11 protein-coding genes are annotated in these 18,415 nt (G+C 72.2%); 4 read left to right on the top strand and 7 right to left on the bottom strand.

Going from position 1 to position 18,415, the window contains the following annotated elements:
• Positions 1 to 162 precede the first annotated feature (162 nt).
• The 3 genes from ACFYNS_RS24770 to ACFYNS_RS24760 are packed head-to-tail and all read left to right on the top strand — an operon-like array spanning position 163 to position 5,596.
• A complete protein-coding gene (locus ACFYNS_RS24770) occupies positions 163 to 3,723 on the top strand; it encodes a sigma-70 family RNA polymerase sigma factor (RefSeq protein ID WP_388605132.1) in 3,561 nt (1,186 codons plus the stop codon).
• Positions 3,720 to 4,712 (top strand): hypothetical protein, encoded by a 993-nt coding sequence (locus ACFYNS_RS24765; RefSeq protein ID WP_360291717.1) that lies wholly within the window; start codon positions 3,720 to 3,722, stop codon positions 4,710 to 4,712. The genes ACFYNS_RS24770 and ACFYNS_RS24765 overlap by 4 nt, the downstream gene beginning before the upstream one ends.
• Positions 4,709 to 5,596, top strand: coding sequence for a DUF6339 family protein (locus ACFYNS_RS24760; protein WP_360291714.1), 888 nt, complete (start codon positions 4,709 to 4,711; stop codon positions 5,594 to 5,596). The genes ACFYNS_RS24765 and ACFYNS_RS24760 overlap by 4 nt, the downstream gene beginning before the upstream one ends.
• Here the strand turns inward: ACFYNS_RS24760 and ACFYNS_RS24755 are convergent.
• The 7 genes from ACFYNS_RS24755 to ACFYNS_RS24725 form a co-directional block, all read right to left on the bottom strand.
• Positions 5,565 to 6,881, bottom strand: a complete 1,317-nt coding sequence (locus ACFYNS_RS24755) for a DNA cytosine methyltransferase (protein WP_360291712.1) — start codon at positions 6,879 to 6,881, stop codon at positions 5,565 to 5,567. The two genes, ACFYNS_RS24760 and ACFYNS_RS24755, sit on opposite strands and share 32 nt — an antisense overlap.
• A complete protein-coding gene (locus ACFYNS_RS24750) occupies positions 6,878 to 7,882 on the bottom strand; it encodes a DNA cytosine methyltransferase (RefSeq protein ID WP_388605129.1) in 1,005 nt (334 codons plus the stop codon). Before ACFYNS_RS24750 ends, ACFYNS_RS24755 begins: the two co-directional genes overlap by 4 nt.
• A gap of 13 nt (positions 7,883 to 7,895) precedes the next feature.
• Positions 7,896 to 8,333: a very short patch repair endonuclease gene (locus ACFYNS_RS24745; RefSeq protein ID WP_360291706.1), complete on the bottom strand. Its 438-nt coding sequence runs from the start codon at positions 8,331 to 8,333 to the stop codon at positions 7,896 to 7,898.
• A 139-nt stretch (positions 8,334 to 8,472) separates the two neighbouring features.
• A complete protein-coding gene (locus ACFYNS_RS24740; protein WP_360291703.1) occupies positions 8,473 to 9,699 on the bottom strand; it encodes a PrsW family intramembrane metalloprotease in 1,227 nt (408 codons plus the stop codon).
• Positions 9,700 to 10,651: 952 nt separating this feature from the next.
• Positions 10,652 to 11,722, bottom strand: a complete 1,071-nt coding sequence (gene trmB / locus ACFYNS_RS24735) for a tRNA (guanosine(46)-N7)-methyltransferase TrmB (RefSeq protein WP_388605128.1) — start codon at positions 11,720 to 11,722, stop codon at positions 10,652 to 10,654.
• 48 nt (positions 11,723 to 11,770) lie between these two features.
• A complete protein-coding gene (gene lhgO, locus ACFYNS_RS24730; protein ID WP_360291701.1) occupies positions 11,771 to 13,018 on the bottom strand; it encodes an L-2-hydroxyglutarate oxidase in 1,248 nt (415 codons plus the stop codon).
• A 68-nt stretch (positions 13,019 to 13,086) separates the two neighbouring features.
• A complete protein-coding gene (locus ACFYNS_RS24725; RefSeq protein ID WP_360291698.1) occupies positions 13,087 to 14,649 on the bottom strand; it encodes a sporulation protein in 1,563 nt (520 codons plus the stop codon).
• Positions 14,650 to 15,975: 1,326 nt separating this feature from the next.
• On the opposite strand from ACFYNS_RS24725, the gene ACFYNS_RS24720 reads away from it, so the two are divergent.
• The gene (locus ACFYNS_RS24720; protein WP_388605125.1) at positions 15,976 to 18,309 is read left to right on the top strand and encodes an asparagine synthase-related protein; all 2,334 of its coding nucleotides are present in this window, start codon (positions 15,976 to 15,978) and stop codon (positions 18,307 to 18,309) included.
• The last annotated feature ends 106 nt before the right edge of the window (positions 18,310 to 18,415 follow it).

Below are 18,415 nucleotides of genomic sequence, written 5' to 3'. Positions count from 1 at the left end.
GTGCCCCTCAAAAATACAAACACCGGGCGTCTCGCGGGCCGCTCCTGGCCGGAAGTGCTGGCAGGCACGGCTCACCGATGATGGACTTGCCGGGGGATCGAGCAGCAGCGTGGGGGCGGGAGAGCGATGGTCACGGATCCGGATGACGCGGACGCAGGGCGGATGACCGACGCCGGACGTGACCTGCTGGTACGACTCATACGTCGATTCACCGAAGAAGGAGTCGACCGGCATGCCGCCGTCAGCCAGGTGATGAGGGCCGCCCGCCTCGGCGATCAGCGGACACAGGCACTGTACGAAGCCGTGGCCGCGGCTTCCGTCGCCGACGAACACGACCGGGAGACACTGGGGTTCGAGCCGGACGGAGCGAGGATCCGCGATCTGCCGACGGACTCCGGTGAGCGGCCCGAGCGGTCGGAGGCACACGTCCCCCAGGCGAAGCCGGAGCCCCCGCATCCCGTGTCCCCACGAGCGACGCCGGACCGCGAAGGCACCGACAGTGCTCGGCGAGCCGCTCGCGTCCTGCTTGAGGTCGACCGGAGGCTGGTCCACCCGCGGCGGGTGCTGAAGGCCGAGGAGGAGGTCGGACTCTGCCTCCTGTTCCGAGGGGAGAGAGGGGTTTCGGAGCCGCTGCCCGAGGGATATGTGGCCACACTGTCCCGAGGCAGCGAGGCGTATCGGGCGATGAGCGCGATGGTCGCCCACAACCAGCGGCTCGTGCACAAGACTCTGATCGACACGGGGCATCCGGCGAGAGCCTCCATGCACGAAGATCTCGCGCAGTGGGGAACGATCGGGTTGATCCGAGCCCTGGAGAAATTCGACGTCTCCAGAGGGTACAAATTCTCCACCTACGCGACCTGGTGGATCCGGCAGGCGATTTCCCGGGCGATCGCGAACGAAGGCTCGCTGATCCGATTCCCCGTTCACGTCTGGGAAGACCTGAACAGGTTGCGCAAGGCGGAGCGGGCTCATCTGGAGCGGGGCGGGATCCCCGACGTGGACGATCTGGCCCTGGCGTGCGAGCTGGATCCGGAGAAGGTGAGGCGATACCTGCCCCTGCTGCATCGTGCGGTTCTGTCGCTGGATCAGCCGGTCGGCGAGAACATCACACTCGGGGACCTCGTCGTCGACGAGCATGGTCGGGTGCCGGGTCCGGAGCAGGTGCTGCGGCAAGAATTCGCTCGCGAAGAACTGTTCCAACTCTTCGACGCATGTGCTTTCACGAAGCGAACTCGCGAAATCATCGAACTGCGCTTCGGGCTCGTCGACGGGGAATGCTGGACGCTGGAGGAGATCGGCAGGAAGCTCGGACTCACGCGCGAAAGGATCCGCCAGTTGGAGAAGCGTGCCCTGGAGCAGCTTCGTACCTGTGTGTACGAGCAGCCGCAAGAGGGCGGTGCACCGCGGCACGACGTGAAGATCGTCCGTAGCGGCAGGGAAATGGTTGTCGTGAGGTCCGCACCACACAGCCGTCCGCAGAGGCGGAGGGAAAAGCGTGTCGGCAGGCCCGGAACTGACAGGAATGTCGACACACCGGATGCAACGAACGGGTCCGACGGGAGAGAAGAGCGGGTGGCTTCGAACGAGACGGAATTCGGCACGTGGTTGGCCGAGCGCATGCAGCTGCACGAGATGGACGAAGTCGAACTCGCAGGCCGTCTGGGGGTGACGCGTGCACTGATCGAGGCCTGGCTCGCGCGACGCTCCGAGCCCCGCGAAGAGCATGCTGTGGCGCTGCGGGTGGTGTTCGGGGGCACGAGCGAACCCGAGAAGGTGTCCCCGGCGGAGGCACAGCGGGAGACCGGGAACACGGAGAGGCCTGCTGTCTGGTATCACCGACCCGAACACGACGACGGGGGGCGTGAGTTCGGCAATGCCGCCGCCTTCGCCTTCGAGGCCGATCTGGAGGTGTTGGCCCGTGAGGCGACGCAGAACAGCCTCGACGAGCGCGACAGGTCGAACGACCGCCCGGTCGGCGTCCGTTACACCCTGCATGAACTCACCGGCGAGGTGCTGGCCCGGTTCCGTTCGGCGATTCGATGGAGCGATATCCACCCCCACTTCGAAGCAGCCGCAGCGCAGGACCAGAAGGTCGGCCGCGTCATCGGTGCCGGGCTGCGGGAGATGGCCGAGCGGGATCGACTGGTACTGCTACGTGTCGACGACTACAACGCCAACGGCCTGACCGGCGACGACTACGGGGACGGTCGCTTCGCCGCAGTGGTGCGTCGGCAGCTGGAAAGTCGCAAGTCCGACACGTCGGCCGGCGGGTCCTACGGGCTCGGGAAGGCCACGCTGTGGGCCACCAGCCGGCTGGGCCTCGTCCTCATGAACTCCACGCTCTCCCGGCCGCACGAGGGGCGGACGGAACGCCGGGTTATCGGACGCCTCGATCTGCCGTGGCGGGAGGTGGCGGGCCGGCGGTACGCCGGACCCGCCTGGCTGGGCCTGCCGGACGCCGAGGCGGAGAACCCGGAGGTCGTCCGCTCCTGGTGGGCCGACGAAAAGACGGTCGCGGACCTGCATCTGACGCGAGAGGACGCTGCTCCCGGCACGTCCTTCCTGATCGTCGGAGCGCACGATGTGGCCAGTCTCGAGGCCGGCGGATCCCAGGAGGCCGACGCGGGCGACGACGAGGACAGCCTGGAGCGCATGCACCAGCGACTGGTTCGGGCGCTGGGGCGCAATTTCTGGGCCGCGATGACGGGGGGAGGCGAGCAGCAGCCCATGCTGGAGGCATCGGTGCGGACGCTGCGCAACGGTGTGGAGCACATCGCGGAGGAGCGGGTCGACCCGCATCGTCACCAACCCGCGCGCTCGCGTGCTCTCGAGGCGTTCCTGAGTGGCAGCACGGTGGAGCGCCTCACGGAGGCGGGACAGGTGGCGTGCGTGACCGTGCCGTTGAAGCTCCCCGCGCGGGACGGTCTCCCGGACACGGCGGGCGAGCACCGGGCGGTTCTCCTGGTGACGGAGGCTTCGGACGCGGACGGCAGGATCAATCAGGTGACCGCGATGCGTGGAAACCGGATGACCGTGAAGACGAGTCCGGTTGCCGGTATCCCGGTCGGAACCAACCCGTTCCAGGCGGTGCTGCTCGCCGGACGCGCGGCGGGGGACGACGCGCCGTTCGCGGCCGAGGCCGAGGAGTTCCTGCGGTCCTCGGAGCCTCCCGAACACAACAAGTGGGGTCAGACGGAGGAACTGAGGATGCGCTACATGCCCTCGGCCCACCGGCGGATCGCAACTCTGACGACCGAGACGAACCGGGCCGTGCAGGCTCTGGTGGCGATTCCCGAGGAGCAGAAGCCGCGCGGCACGAAGAAAGTCGCACATCGACTCAAGCTTTCGGGCAAGGGCCGACGAACAGGCAAGGCCAAGGGGACAACGGCGGCCCCGGAACTGGACGAGCTGCAGGCGGAGAGTTCCTCCTCCGGCGCATGGCAGGTCACCGGCGAGGTCAAGGTGCCCTCGAGCGGCGGACCATGGCACATGAACCCCGTGGCCAAGCTTGAGGTCCGGTCGGGCCCCCGGCCGGTGGTCAAGTGGGCCGAACTGGTCGCAGTCAGCAATTGTGAGGCGGTCGATGGAGTGCTGCGCTTCTCGCCGGGCGCTCGTCGTGCTGTCTTCAAAGGGGTCACCGATGTGTCCACGCAGTCCACGCGGGCCGCGCTGACCAGCCTCGTCGTCGAACTCCAGGAGAGCAAGGAGATCATCGCGTGAGGGCGTATCCCTACCCTCGACCGACCGGCGAGGTGACTGCAGGGGTCACCGCGGTACGACTCCGTGGTCCCGGGGACGCCCGCGAGCAGCTGGACTCCAGGGCACATTCGGTCGTCGATCAGGTCGTGGCGCTCGGCATGGCCGAACGCGCCGACTGGCAGACCGCACGGTTGTCCCTGAGGGCTACCGTCCCTGCCCGCGAGATCGAGAGAAAGGGCCACTGGTCCGACGTCTCGGTCGTCGCCGTGCTGACCGAGGGGGCCACCAACGCTCGCACCGTGGCCCGGTTGCGGCCGGCTGCGGAGACAGGCGGGGATTGGATCGGGGAGGTCGAACTCGACCGGGACGATCACATGGATCGGGCGTCGCTCGTCGTGTACGTGGTCGCCACCGTCGGAGGGGTGTCCGGACGGATCATCGCCTGCACCGAGCGTGAGTGGCTGATCGACATGACAGCGGCGGCCCCCCGCAGAGATCGCGAACTGGACGTCACCACGGTCAGCTTCGCGCGAGGTGCCGAGTGGTTGCGCGACTTCCGCGACGCGCCATGGGTCGTGGACACCTCGGGACGGATTCCGGCTGTCCGCCTGAACTCGGACTTCGAGGGCCTCGTTGGGCTCGTGGAAGCCGAGGGCACGAAGACGGAGAAGCTCTTCGGAAGGCTGTTGATGGCCCAGGTGTGTGCCGATGCGTGGGTCGCGGTCTTCCACACGGCGATCGGGGATCTGGAGATCGAGGACGACGGGACGCCGCTCTTCCCGGCCGACTGGCGCGGCGCCGTGCTCAGGGAGATGCTCCCGGATGTCCTCCCGGGACGGTCGGAGGAGGACGCGCTGCGCGAGGTGCACCGCCGCCGTACCGGCGAGGGGAGTTGGACGGATCTGCAGCCGCGTATCCAGTATGCGGCCGCCCGCCGTGCCGAGGTCCCGAAGGAGTTGGCCGACAGCGTCCGTGACATCGCACGACTCGACCAGGAGACACCCGCGTGACTTCCCGTCCCGAACATCTTCCGGAACAGCTCGCTCTGCTCTCCGACGTGCATGCTGCCGAACACCTCACCGCAGGAGTGCTCGAAGGACGGGAGGACATCCCGTCGATCGCGCTGAACAAGGTCGCCGAGCCGATGCCCGGCGACGATGCGCGCTGGCGGCTGCACCGTGTGCGGGATCTGATCGACGACGCGCTGAGCCGATTCCGGCACGAGCGCCCCACGGCGGCGGACGCATGGTTGGCTCCGCGGCTGCACGAGACGCTGCGCATGACCCGCAAGGAAGCCGCCGACAAGCAGTTCTGGACGTATCTGGCAGTCGGTGTGGCCCCGGACTACGTCGTCTGGCGACACCTGTCGGATCCGAACAGGAGCGATTCCCGAGCGCGGGTGGCGCGCGACAGGTTCGTCGGCCCGCACTACAAGCAGGCCTTCGCGCGCCTCTGGTGGGCGGCCGAACTCTTCCGAGACGGCTCGGACTATCAACCTGTGGTGGCGACATGCGGCAGCCAGGACATGCTGAACTCGGCGCTCCGACTCGATGTCATCGATCACCGTCCCACGGCACTGGCCCTCGTCGGAATGATGGAACGGGGGACGGTACGCACCGGGCGGGAGGTGAACGCGTTGACATCCGCGGTCAACGCCGCCGCTGCAACCTTGATGTACGACGTCCTCGCTCCTGACGCGGAGCGCGACGGAGAGCCGCTGCGCGACTGGATCGCGGGAGCCGAATCAGCTCTGCCGTCGCCCAGGGACCATCTGCCGGAGGGGCCGGAGGAGCAGCCCGTGCAGCCGGGGGCGGTCGAGATCCTGGTGGGTCACTTCGCAGAGCTCTTCGCGGAGGCACCTGTCAGGGGGAGGGCTCCCCACGAGGACGAATGACCTTGTGGGAGTCGGGAGGGCACTGACTCCGATCGCCGCACCCGAGCCGGCGCAGCTCTTCCGTGGTTGTCCGGGGCACGTTCGGCCAGGTGCTCGCGGCCGTCAACTCCTCGTCCGAGGGCGCCGCTCCGCGCAGGGCGCGACCGAGCACATGCATGCCCAGGCGCGGGGGCACGGCATTGCCGACCTGCTGGGCCCGGTCGTTCCCGGACCACGGGAAGTTGTGCGGGAAGGTCTGGAGCACCCCCGATTCGGGGATGGTGAAACGGTCCCACCTCTTCGCCTCGTACTCCGCGAGGCTCCTGTACACCTTGTTCCGGGAGATCTTCCCCGTGACCGTGAAGGCGGGCTCGGCGGAGGAGCGGCGACCGCGGTTCTTGGGATCGCCTCCGGAACCGTAGTTGGAGACGACGAAGAATTTCATGCCGCCGTCCGTGCGGAGCCGCGACACGTCCACCGGCGAGCCCTCGACCCGGCTCGCCGTGTCGAGGGCCTCTCCCATGGAGATCCAGCGCGCCTCGGTGCCCGAGGCCGCCGCGTCGGTCGGGAGCATGTCCGGCTGCGCGGCATTGCGTCTGCCGCGCAGTACATCGAAGGGCTGGTGGGTCGCCTTCGGCGGTCGGATGGCTCCGTCACCGGGCAGTCGGGCGACGAGCACGGCGCGTTTCCGGGTCTGCGGCACGCCGAACTGTTCGGTCTTCAGCTTCCAGCACTCGGCCTCGTACTTGACGCCCCTGAGCCTCCCCTCGCCGCCGCGCAGGAGTTTCGCGTAGACCTCCCAGAGAGGCAGGACCTCGGGGACCTGCTCCAGAATGATCACCTTGTACGGATCACGACCGTCCGTCTCGATGGCCTTGAGGAGCCAGCGCAGCGGCTCCAGCACCAATGCGGTCCGGGGATCGCCCAAGGAGTGCAGGTCCCTGTCGATCTCGGCTTCGTCCTCCCCCTCCACGAGGCGGTGGATGAACTCCTTCACCGTGTCCAGCGCCCGCCGCCCGGCGCCGTTGCCCGCGACCGAGAAGGACTGACAGGGCGGCCCACCGGCGAGGACGTCGACCGATGCGGGGATCTCCTGGAAGCGGGTCTCGCGCATGACGCTCACATCGGCGTGGATCGTCGGCAGGCCGGCTGCGTAACGTGTCTCGCAGGCGTTCCGGTCCCACTCGATCCCCACGCTCTTGAAGCCCAGGAAGTGTGCGGCCACGTCGAGGCCGCCGGGACCCGCGAAGAGGTCCAGAATGCGGACTCCGTCGAGATGATGCTCCTGTGTGCCTGGGCTGGTCATGGGGTTGAAGTGTATCCGTCGACCGAACCGGAAGCGTTCAGTGCGGCTCCGATCGCCACCCCGAGCGCCTCGCCCACCGGCGGCGGGGAAGCGTGCCCGATCTGGCGATATCGGGCTGTCTTCCTCCCGCTGAACGTCCAGTCGGGCGGGAAGCCCTGCAGCAGAGCGGCCTGCGCCGTGGTGATCCTGACCATCCCATGGCGTCCCGCCTCCGGGAGCCAGTGAAAGTGGGGCCCAGGGACGCTGTCGGCCACGGTGCCCCCGTCGACCCCCATCCGGGCCCAGGCCTTCTTCGTTCCGGTCGGTCCGAGGTCCGCACCCCCACGCCGGTCGGATCCGCCCACGAGCGTCGGGGCCACGCCAGCCGCCTGTGCAGCCCATCGATCGGCTTCCGGCCACCCGCCCATGGCCATCGAGCGGCGCAGTGCCCGGCCCACCGACAGGTGCTCGTGCACTGTCGGCTCCGGCGGACGGAAACCCTCGAAATACTCCGTCCGGAGCGCGACGAGCAGTCCTTGTCTCCGGACCTGCGGCACCCCGAAGTCGGCCGCGTTCAGGACGAACCATTCGAAGCGGTAGCCGAGATGCTCCAGCTCCCGGCGGATGAAGTCGCGGACGGGCTCGAAGTCCGCTGCGTCGACCAGTTCCGGCACGTTCTCGATGAGCAGAGCCCGGGGCCGCACGGCGTGTGCCAGGTAGAGGGTCGCCTCCAGAAGACGCAGTTCGGCCTCGGTGTCGGTCCGTGCCACGGTCGCGCTGGACTTCACGCGAGGCAGACCCGCCGCGAGCAGATCTACGTCGTAGATCTGTTGATGCCGGGAAGGGGAGAAGCTCAGCAGATCTGCTTCCAGAACGTGCCATGCCGGGCGATTCATGCGCAGCGTCCCACAGGCCGCGGGTTTGTTGTCCAGGAGCAGTACGGGTTCGAAGCCGGCGGCTTCCAGCCCGAGGGACAACCCACCCGCTCCCGCGCACACGTCGACGAATCGTAGTCCGCTCATCGGCCCCGCCCTGTCACCGTGGCTTCCTCCTGGTTTCCTTTTCCCGTTCGACCGCTCCGGCCACCAGACGCATGACCGCTTCCGGCGACTCGTGTTCCCAGAAGCGCATGACCGTCCAGCCCTCGGCCCTCAGCTGTGCGTTCGTCTCCTGGTCCCGCTCGACGTTGCGGGCCAGCTTCCGGCGCCACCATTCCGCGTTCGCCTTGGGGCTGGTGGCGTGCTCCGGGCAGCCGTGCCAGAAGCAGCCGTCGATGAGCACTGCCAGCTTCGCCCGGGTGAAGGCGATGTCGATCTTGCGCCTGCGCATGCCCGGTACCGGGAAGTGGGTCCGATAGCGGTAGCCGGCGGCATGGAGAAGCCGTCGCACCGCCCGTTCGGCGCCCGTGTCCTGGCTGGCCTGCCGGCTCATCCTGCCCGAGACGACGTCGCTGGAGGGTGGTGCGGCATCCATTCCTCCATTGTCCTCCTTCTCGGACCGGCACCGGTCGCGTACGGGGGACGACGACGCCGGGTTGCCGCGCCGCACACTCTCGTCCCGGGACGCCGAGGCGCGCGGTACGTCGGCCGAACGGTCAGTCCGCACCTGCGGATCAGCGCATCGGGTGTCCCGTCCAGCGGGGGGTCGGGGGGCGGCTGAGGGCGAGGGCCGCGCTGGTGGTGGGTGGGCCGGCCAGGGGGCGGTTGGTCCAGAGGCGTTGGAGGAGGGTGTGCTCGCGGGATGCGAAGTCCGGGGCGGTGGCTCCGTTGTCGGCGCGGGCGCGGAGGATTGCCAGGGCGCCGGCGTCCTGTTGGTAGGCGGCGACGGTGCGGGCCGCTTCGGGGCCGTGGCTGCGGCGTGCCATGGCGCGGGCCATCGAGCGGGCGCGCATCGAGGAGAGCGACCAGGGCTCCGGCTCGCTGAACCATCCGGCGGCCGCGTAGGCGGGCAGGGTGTTCCGTACCAGGCGCAGGTCGTGCAGGCGGGACCAGATCGCCAGCCAGGTCAGCGCGCCGAAGACGGGGATCATGAAGAGGCCGTACACGGCGAGGAACGTGTAGTTGGCGAAGGACGCCGAACCGTTCCAGATGGCGTGCAGCAGCACCCCGGTGAACCAGCCCAGCAGGGGCAGCGTCCAGCGCAGTACGCGGCGGCGCTGGGGGAGCGCGGCGACCATGCCGAGGGCTATGCCCGTCATGGAGGTGAAGAGGGGATGGGCGAAGGGCGCGAAGACGATGCGGATGACGAACGTGCCGGCCGTCACCGAACCGGCGAAGCCGTCGGGGTCCAGCACCGTGTCCTTTCCATAGGCGGTGCCGAGGTAGAGGATGTTCTCCGTGAAGGCGAACCCGGCGGCGGTGATGCCGGCGGCGGCGATGCCCGAGACGACGCTGTCGAGGTGGCGGCGCCGGAAGAGGAAGATCAGCAGGATGGCTCCCGCCTTGGTCGTCTCCTCCACCACGGGTGCGATGACGGTGGCGCCCAGCGTGTCCGCCTGGTCGGGTGAGTCGACGACGACGGACGAGGCGAGCCAGTCGGTGGCGAAGCCGTTGGCGAGGATCGCCACGAGGGTCGCCGCGCAGGCGCCCCAGGCGAAGGCGAACAGGTGGGTGCGCCAGGGAACGGGCTGCGGCGCGCTCAGCCAGCGGAACGCGGCCAGCAGCAGTGGTACCGGGAAGAGGGCGAGCCCGAACCCGACCAGCAGGCCCCGGGTGCCGGTCTGCTCCCGCACCAGCGCCAGGATCATCAGTCCGCAGAGGGCGAGCAGCACGATCACCGAAGTGGCGCGCAATGTGCGCTGGTTCCGCTGCCACCAGGACGGCACCGGATGGGTCGGCATGGCGTGCGGCGTGCCGTCGTGCGGCATTCCGCTGTGCGACATCCCGGCGTGCGGCGTGCCGTTGTGCGACATCCCGGCGTGCGGCGTGCCGTTGTGCGGCGTCCCCCCGGGCCCGGTTCCGTGCGGTGGGACTTCCCAGCCGGACGCGGCGGTCGTGTGCGGCGTGGCGGATCCGGCCGGAGCGGGATGCCCGGGAGGGCGAGCGCCGTGCGGGGGTCGACCCTGCGGCGCGGCCACCTCCGGATAGTGCGGCCCTGCCTGCGGGACGCCATCCGCCGGGTTCGGCGGGCCGCCGACCACGGGTCCGGGACCGGGCGGCTGCGGAGCGGCGGCAGGCGTGCGAGGAGGCGTCGGGCCGTACGGCGGCTGCACGGAGGCGTATGCGGGAGGGAAGGCGGCGCCGGGCGCTCCCGCAGGCGCGTCCTGCGGCTCCGGGAGCTCCGACCGGTACGGCGGCGCCGGTGCCGCGCCGGAGGGCGTCGGGGCTGCCGGGGTTCCGGCGAAGGAGGCGTCGCCGGAGGGCGTCCCTGCGCGCGGCGCCTCGGCGGCCGGTACCGGGGGGTGCGTGGCCGGAGGTGATGACGGAGACCGGCGTGGGCGCATGGCCCGGGTCGGTGAATCCGCGACATCCTGCGGTCCCGAAGCGCCGCCTTCCGGCTCCGGTATGCGCTCCTCGGCCGATTCCTCGGCTCCGGGGACGCCCCCGGACCCGTCCGGGTCCGGAGCGCTCTGCGGCGCGGCCGGGCGGGCGGCCGGAACGGGTGCCGGAGCGCCGGACGGCCCGGGCGTCATCGGGTTCGACGGGGCGCTGGGAGCGCCGGTTGCCTCGTCATGCACCCGTCGACAGTAACCAGTGTGGGTGACACGCGCTGCGGCACCGCCGCAACGGCTGCCCGGCGACGGTCGCCGATCGGCCACCGCCGCCGAGGGACCGAGCGGCCTCGGAGCGGGCTCAGCGGCGCCGGAAGAGCAGGTCCCGCACCTTGTGGCCCTTGTCCAGGCCCTGCCCTTCGAAGCGGGTCAGCGGCCGGTTCTCGGGGCGGGGCGCGAACCCCCCGTCGGGCTGGGTGTTCTCGTACGCGGGGTGGGCGCTGAGCACGTCGAGCATCTGCTCCGCGTAGTTCTCCCAGTCGGTCGCGCAGTGTACGAGGGCACCCGGCCGCAGGGGGCGGGCCGCCAGGTCCAGGAACTCGGGCTGGAGCAGGCGCCGCTTGTGGTGGCGGGCCTTGGGCCAGGGGTCCGGGAAGTAGAGTCGCAGCCCGGAGAGCGAGTCGGGCGGCAGCATCTCCCGGAGCAGGATGATGGCGTCCCCGTTGCCCACCCGTACGTTCGTGAGGCCCTGCTCGTCGGCGAGGCGCAGCAGGTTGCCCTGGCCGGGGGTGTGGACGTCCACGGCGAGGACACCGGTGGCCGGGTCGGCGGCCGCCATCCGGGCCGTGGCCTCGCCCATCCCGAAGCCGATCTCCAGTACGACGGGCAGTTCGGGGTCGTCGAAGAGCGCGCCGAGGTCGAGCGTCCGCAGCCCGTCCACGTCGAAGCCCCAGCGCGGCCACAGCTGCTCCAGCGCCAGCCGCTGCCCCTTGGTCACCCGGCTGCGGCGGGGCTGGAAGCTGCGGATGCGGCGCTCGTGGTGCGACCCGGCCGGGTCGGGCGAGGGTCCGGCTCCGGGCGGGAACATCCGAGCCATCATCCGCGGCGCCTGCTCGCCGCCGTGGCCGGTTCGGCCGCCGTGGCCCTGCCCCGGCCCGGTGCCGGGACCGGGTCGGCCGTCCTGCCCCTGCTCGTCGTCGGGACCGGGTTCACCGCCGGTGCCGGGTGCGGACCCGGCGCCGGGCGCCGATTCGCCGGAGCCGGTCGCGGACCCGGCACCGGGCGCCGGGCCGCCGGACCCGAAGTCGCCGGAAACGGAGCGGTCGGGCACGCGGCCCTCGGGCACGGAGCCGCCGTCCGACGGCCCCGGCGCGGGCCCGGGGGCGTCGTGGGCGGGTTCGTCGCTCTGGGAGAAGTGGTTGCTTTCGGACACGATGGTCTCGATTTTACGGGGCGCGGGAGGACAGCGACGAAGCGTCCCTCAGCGCTCGGCCAGCGCCCCGGCCACCCGCCGGGCGATCTCCCGTCCGATGGGCAGCGAGGCGGTCGCCGCCGGGGAGGGCGCGTTGAGGACGTGGACGGTGTGCGGGCCTTCCGCGAAGAGGAAGTCGTCGACGAGCGTGCCGTCCCGCAGCACGGCCTGGGCGCGTACCCCGGCCGGTGCCGGGCGCAGGTCGGCGGCCTCCACCTCGGGCAGCAGGCGCCGTACCGCGGCGGTGAAGGCGGGGCGGGAGAGTGAGCGGTGCACTTCTCCGGCTCCGTAGCGCCAGTGGCGGCGCGCCATGTGCCAGGTACCGGGGTGGGTCAGGAGCCCGGCCAACTCGCTGGGGCGTACGGTGCGCCACGCGTATCCCTCGCGGGCCAGCGCCGGAACGGCGTTCGGGCCCAGGTGCACGCCGCCGTGCACACCGCGGGTGAGGTGCACGCCCAGGAAGGGGAACGCCGGGTCGGGTACCGGGTAGACGAGCCCGCGGACCAGGTGTTCCCGGTCGGGGGCGAGCTCCGCGTATTCGCCGCGGAAGGGCAGGATGCGGGCCTGCGGACTGTCCCCGGCGCGGCGGGCGATGGCGTCGCAGTGCAGCCCGGCGCAGTTGACCAGGGCGCGCGCCCGTACCACCGCGCCGTCCGCCGTGCGGACGGCGACCCCGCGGCCCGGGCGGCGGTCGATCGCCTCGACCTCACCGGCGGCGCCGTACCGGACCTCGGCGCCGGCGTCCCGCGCCGAGCGGGCGAGCTGCTCGGCGACGGCGACGAAGTCGGCCACCCCTGTCGTCCCGACGTGGATCGCCGCCAGGCCTCTGACGTGCGGTTCGTGCTCCGCGATCTGGGCCGGCCCCAGCTCGCGGACCGGGATGCCGTGCTGTCGGCCGCGCTGGATGAGGCCGTGCAGCCGGGGCAGTTCCTGCTGCTCGGTGGCGACGATCAGCTTGCCGGTCACCTGGTGCGGAATGTCGTGTTCCGCGCAGAACTTCACCATCTCCGCCGCGCCCTGGAGCGCGAACCGCGCCTTGAGCGAGCCGGGCGGGTAGTAGATCCCGCTGTGGATCACACCGCTGTTCCGCCCGGTCTGGTGCCGGGCCGGACCGGGCTCCTTCTCCAGGACGACGACCCGGGTGCCGGGCGACCGGCGGGTGAGCGCGTAGGCGGTGGACAGGCCGACGATGCCCGCGCCGATCACCAGCACGTCGCAGTCGAGTCTTCCGGACGTCGAGGACACGCCCCCCATCATGAACTGCCTCCGCTTCCCCGCCTCAGGTGCCTCCCCGCCTCACATGCCGTTCATCGTACGGAGCCCGCTCACGCTGGAGCCACCAGCAGGGGTCGGGCCCGCTCGCGCAGCTCGGCGACGCGGGGCTCGTCCCCGTAGGGCTCCAGCCGGTGCAGCAGATCGCGGACGTACTCCGTGGTGCGCGCGGAGGAGATGCGTCCCGCCACCTCCACGGCGCGCACTCCGGCGGCGCAGGCCGCGTCCAGATTGCCCGACTCCAGCTCGGCGACGGCGGAGACCACCAGCCGCAGCCCGTGCGAGCGGACGAACTCCTCCTTCGGCTGGGAGAGCGCCTTCTCCGTGAAGCGGCGCACCTGGCGGGGCGCCTTCAGATCGCGGTAGCACTCGGCGGCGTCGGCCGCGAGCCGGTCATAGGAGTAGAAGTCGAGCCAGCAGGGGTCGGGGTCGCCCTCCCGGGAGCGCTCCAGCCAGCTCTCGGCCGCGGCCAGCGCTCCGGCACACGCCTGCGCCTCGTTCGCCTTGGCGTGCGCGCGGGCCTCGACGAGCTGGAAGAAGCTCATCGTGCGGGCCGTCGCCAGCCCCCGGTTGCGCTCCAGCGCGGCCTGCGCGAGGTCGACGCCCTCGTCGGCGAAGCCCCGGTAGGTCGCCTGGAGCGACATGGAGGCGAGCACGTAGCCGCCCAGCGGAACGTCGGCGGCGGCTCGGGCCAGCCGCAGCGCCTGGATGTAGTAGCGCTGCGCGGCCTCCTGCTGACCGGTGTCGAACGCCATCCATCCCGCGAGCCGGGTCAGTTCGGCCGTCGCGCCGAAGAGCGAGCGGCCCACCTCGTCCGTGTAGGCACCCAGCAGCAGCGGAGCGGCGTCCACCCGCAGGCACTCCGGCACCATCGACGAACGCCAGTCCCCACCGCCGTACTTCGAGTCCCAGCGGCGCGCCTCGTCGGCGGCCTCGCGCAGCTTGGCGACGTCGGTGTGGCCGACCCGCAGCGGGGTGCCGACCTCGTCCGCGTCCGCGCCGCCCTCGCGGCCGTCCTGCCCGTCGAGTGCGTCCTGTCCGTCCCGTCCGCCCTGTCCGTCCCGTGCCCCGCCCTCGGTGGGAGTGTCGGGGCCGGCGTCGGCGCCGTCGTTCGACGGGTGCGTCCCCTCCAGGAGTTCGAGGTGGCGCGCCACCGAGCTGTCCGCCGGGGTTATGAGCCAGCGCGACGCGGGAGTGGCGTAGGCGCTCACGGCGAACGAGCCCGCCAGGGACTGCCAGATGCTGCCGCCGCCGCGCCGCCCCGCAAGGTCGAGGCGGTAGAGGTCGGTGGCCGACTTGACGGCGGCCCCGACGTCGCGGGGAAAGGCCAGCCCGACCTCGGGCGTCGGATCGGCGTCCGCGAGGCCGATCTCGTGCAGCGGCACCGGACGGCCGAGCTTGCTGCCGATGGCAGCGGCGATCAGATGGGGCGCCGCTCCTTGCGGCACCATCCCCTTCGACACCCAGCGGGCCACCGACGTCTTGTCGTACCGAAGCGTGAGGCCGCGCTGGGCCCCCAGGTCGTTGACCCGTCGGGCGAGTCCGGCGTTGCTGATCCCTGCGAGGGCGAGGACGGTGCCGAGCTTCTCATTCGGCCCGCGTGACTCCCTGGACATGCGCACCCCTGACCACACCGACGACCGCCCCGCGGCTGAGGCGCGGGGCCCCTCCCGCGACTGCGCGGTGCGCGACGCGGAAAGCATTGGGAACACAGCGTAGTTCGACGGATCCCGACCGTTAAGAGGCGTCCTGCCGGATGGCGAGATATGTGTCCGTACGCGTGTACGTGCAGGGGTCACGTGCCATCCCGATACTGCCCCGCGCGGAGCGGCTGGAATCATGCGCGCCGTGCGGGAAACGGCCGTCTTGCGGGACGCCCGATGCTGTGCTCCTGGCGTGTGGCCGTGCGCCCATGCATGCGCCTGCCCGGCACGGAAGGTGAGGGGTTCGATAGGAGTCGCGTGGGTCGGCCCGCTGCACAAGGAATCAGTGGGCTGGGGGACACCGCCGTCTCATTCCCCGCGGGCGGCGGTCCGGGCCGGGAGGCGCGTCGCGCGCCTCCCGGCCCGGCAACGGGGGACGCGACCGGGCGGGGTTCGGGGACCGGGAGCCGACCGGACCCACTGCGCGGAGCAGCTACGCGGCCGTACCGTACGACGCGCCCACGATCCTGTGCCGCAGCCCCTTCATACCCGCCCGGACGTGGGCTTTCCGTCGAAGTGCGGGTGGCTGCCCGAGGCGTGCCGCGCGGTGGGCCGCGCCCTGCCGGTCCTCGGTCGTGGGCCGCGGTGGACGCCCGCCCGGCGGCGCCGCGCGGCGGTCCGGGGCACCCGCTGGACGCCGGGTGGCCGCGGTGCCCGGCGCCGGCCGTTGCGCGGGGCGTCGGGCACTGCCGCGAGCGTCGTCGGGTACACCGCCGACCCGGTACCCGTGATCGTGTGCCCTCTCCCGCGCTTCTGTGCCCCGCGTGTGCGACGGGTCCGTGCGCCCTGCGCGCACGTCCTGTGCGGATCGCGTGGGGCTGTCGGGCTCGTCCCGGCGGTCTTCGGTACGCCGTCCATTCGGAGTTGCACGGCGAAGCGTCAGGAAAGGTTCTGCCGGACTGCCGAAGCCGTTCATATTTGGCCGAATGACATCGGTCGCGTGTGCGGTGCCGGGAGGGCACGCCGGAGGTATATGCCGCCCGTTGCGCGGAGGTTCCCAGCGGCCCGAGAACGCCGCGCGGCGCGGAGCCGCCGCCGGATGCGCCGAGGTCTGCGCCCCCTCGTACGCCGCCCGCGCGCCACTCTCATGGCACCATGGCCGCAACGGCAGCGGCTGCCCCGGCCGCAACGGCAGCGGCCTCTGCGGCGCAGGGCATCCGCACCGGGTGTCCCGCGCGGTGGGGCGAGGGCGCCCGCGCGGTGGGGCACACAGCGGAGTGACGCGAAAGCAGGGCGGCGATGCGTTGGTTGGTGGGGTGGAGCAGTGCCGCGGCAACCTCCGACGGCCGCCGCGGTCCCGTCCGCACCGCCAACGGCCGCGACAGGCACGGCTCCGCCGGTTCCGGCACGTACGGCTCCGGAGTCGACCCGTACGGTTCCGCGGGCCCGGACCCCTACGGTCCCGCCGGACCGGCCCCGCACGCCGCACACGTACCCGACGGACAGGGCGGCGCCCTCCGGCCCGTCGGCGCCCAAGTGCTCTGGGGCGGCCCCGATCCGCTGTGGGCCGTCGGCGACTGGCGGCCCGACGAGATCCGCGTCGTCGAATCCGAGCCGGGCAACCGGCTCGCGGTACTGGGCTGCTGCGGCGCCAGCGACGACGAACTGCGGCTCGGGCTGATCGCCGCGCGCGGCGGAGCGTTTCGCCACCTGACCGCGTGGCCCGGCAGCTACACCGCCGTCGCCTCCGTGGGCCGCCGCATCACGGTGGCAGCCGACCTCGCGGGCGCCCGGCCCGTCTTCCACGCGCCCTGGGCCGGAGGGACCGCCTACGCGACGGCCGCCCTCCCGCTCGCCGACCTGATCGAGGCCGAACTGGACTTCGGTCACCTGGCCGTCCAACTGGCCTGCCCGGAACCGCCCGAGGCGCTCGGCGACAGCACCCCCTTCCGCAGCGTGCGCAGAGTCCCGCCGGGGCACGCGCTGATCGTCCGGGACGGCGGCAGCCGCGAGACCGCCGGCTACGAGACCTCCGGCTCGCTGGTCGTCGGCGCCCCGCCCGTCGATCCGGAGACGGCGGTCGCCGGCGTGCGGGACGCGCTCGTGGACGCCGTACGCGCCCGGCTCACCGCACCCCGCCACGCCGCCGAACACGACACCGACGTACGCGATCCGGGCCCGGTACCCGGCATGGGCCCAGCCGACCGGCAGCGGGCACGCGGCGGCCCGGCACCGGGAGTCGGCGCCGACCTGTCCGGAGGACCCGCCTCCGGCACCCTGGCCCTGCTCGCCGCCGGACTGCCCGGCACACCGGGGACCGTCCTCGGCTCGGGAGCGGCCGAAGCAGGGGAGCGGCTGCTGGCCGTCACCTTCAACGACCGCACCCTGGCGGACACGACCCCCGACCCGCACGACACCGCAGGCGCCGACAGCCATCTCGCCGAGCTGGAGCGAGCGCACAGCATCGCCGAGAACCCCCGGCTGCGGCACGTCGTGGTGACCGGTGGCCACGAGGCGCTGCCCTACGCGGACCTGACCGGCGGCCCCCTCACCGACGAGCCGGGCCCCTCGCTGGTGACCGCGGAACGCCACCGCGGCCGGCTCTCCGCGGGCAGCTCGGACCACTTCCTCGGCTCCGGCGCCCGCCAGGTCGTCGACGCGCACCCGGCGCGGCTGGCCGACCTGCTGCTGGACCGGCGCCGCCGCCATCTCGTGCGGCCCGTCGCCGCGCTGGCCCGCGCCGAGGGACAGAGCGGCGGGCAGACCGCGGGCCGCTCCCTGCTGGTACCCGTCACCATCTACCGCGCGGCGCGCAGGCTGGCCCGTACCTCCTACCGCGACGGAGTGACGGAAGCGGCGGCGCTGCTGCGCGACAGCGCGTTCACGGCCGCCGCCTTCGCGCCGTACCCCGAGGGCGGCGAGAGCGCGGTCGACGCCTCCGTCGCCGCACTCACCTGGTGCCGCCCCGGACCGGCCGCGCGCTGGCTCACCGGTGAGGCCCTGGCGGAGGTCTCGCTGCGGCTGGAGGGCGCGGCGCAGGCCCGCCCGTCCGTCGAACGTCCCGGCGAACGACGGGCCCGGGCCGCGCTCACCCGTGCCGCCGCCGACCACCGGGTCCTCGAGCAGGCGGTGGAGATCCGCGGGCAGCGGCTGCACGCCCCCTTCTTCGACAACCAAGTCGTCCGTGCGGCGCGGGAGCTGCCCGAAGCGCTCCGCGTGCGCCCGGAGGCACGCGGTTCCATACTGCGTGCCGCGCTCGCGGGCGCGGGAGTGCACGAACTCCCGCCCGGCTGGGGCGCCCCCACCCACGCCACGCAGCACGCCGCTCTGCGCGCGGGGGTGCGGCTGGCCGCCGACCAGCTGCTGGAACTCTTCCGGGCACCGCTGCTGGCCGAGGCCGGACTGGTGGAGGCCCGGGTCGTACGCCAGGCCGTCCAGCGGGTCGCGCGGGGCGAGCAGTTGCCCGTGGAAGGCATCGCGGACCTGGTCTCCATGGAGTTGTGGCTGGGCCGGCTGCTGGCCCGGCGCGGCACCTGCTGGACGGGGTCGGCCGCCCCCCGCCACCGGGCCGCCGCTGCGGGCGTCCACCCGGACGGCCGCTACGAGCGGATCCTGCCGCCCACCGGCGGGTGACGGCCCTCTCCCCGAGCCGCTCCCGCCTGCTCGGGGGCACGCGCCGCCCGCCCCTCGCGGGGTGAGGCGCCGCCCGCCGACTGCGGGGGGTGACGCGCTGCCCGCC

It is taken from the genome of Streptomyces sp. NPDC006925, assembly GCF_042869575.1.
Taxonomy (GTDB): domain Bacteria; phylum Actinomycetota; class Actinomycetes; order Streptomycetales; family Streptomycetaceae; genus Streptomyces.
This window is presented reverse-complemented; position numbering and strand designations above follow the sequence as displayed.

Coding starts and splice junctions, on each gene's coding strand:
- ACFYNS_RS24770 (WP_388605132.1), top strand. CDS start 163: ATGACCGACGCCGGACGTGACCTGCTGGTACGACTCATACGTCGATTC.
- ACFYNS_RS24755 (WP_360291712.1), bottom strand. CDS start 6,881: ATGACCAGCCCAGGCACACAGGAGCATCATCTCGACGGAGTCCGCATT.
- ACFYNS_RS24750 (WP_388605129.1), bottom strand. CDS start 7,882: ATGAGCGGACTACGATTCGTCGACGTGTGCGCGGGAGCGGGTGGGTTG.
- ACFYNS_RS24745 (WP_360291706.1), bottom strand. CDS start 8,333: ATGGATGCCGCACCACCCTCCAGCGACGTCGTCTCGGGCAGGATGAGC.
- ACFYNS_RS24740 (WP_360291703.1), bottom strand. CDS start 9,699: ATGCCGACCCATCCGGTGCCGTCCTGGTGGCAGCGGAACCAGCGCACA.
- lhgO (WP_360291701.1), bottom strand. CDS start 13,018: ATGATGGGGGGCGTGTCCTCGACGTCCGGAAGACTCGACTGCGACGTG.
- ACFYNS_RS24725 (WP_360291698.1), bottom strand. CDS start 14,649: ATGTCCAGGGAGTCACGCGGGCCGAATGAGAAGCTCGGCACCGTCCTC.
- ACFYNS_RS24720 (WP_388605125.1), top strand. CDS start 15,976: ATGCGTTGGTTGGTGGGGTGGAGCAGTGCCGCGGCAACCTCCGACGGC.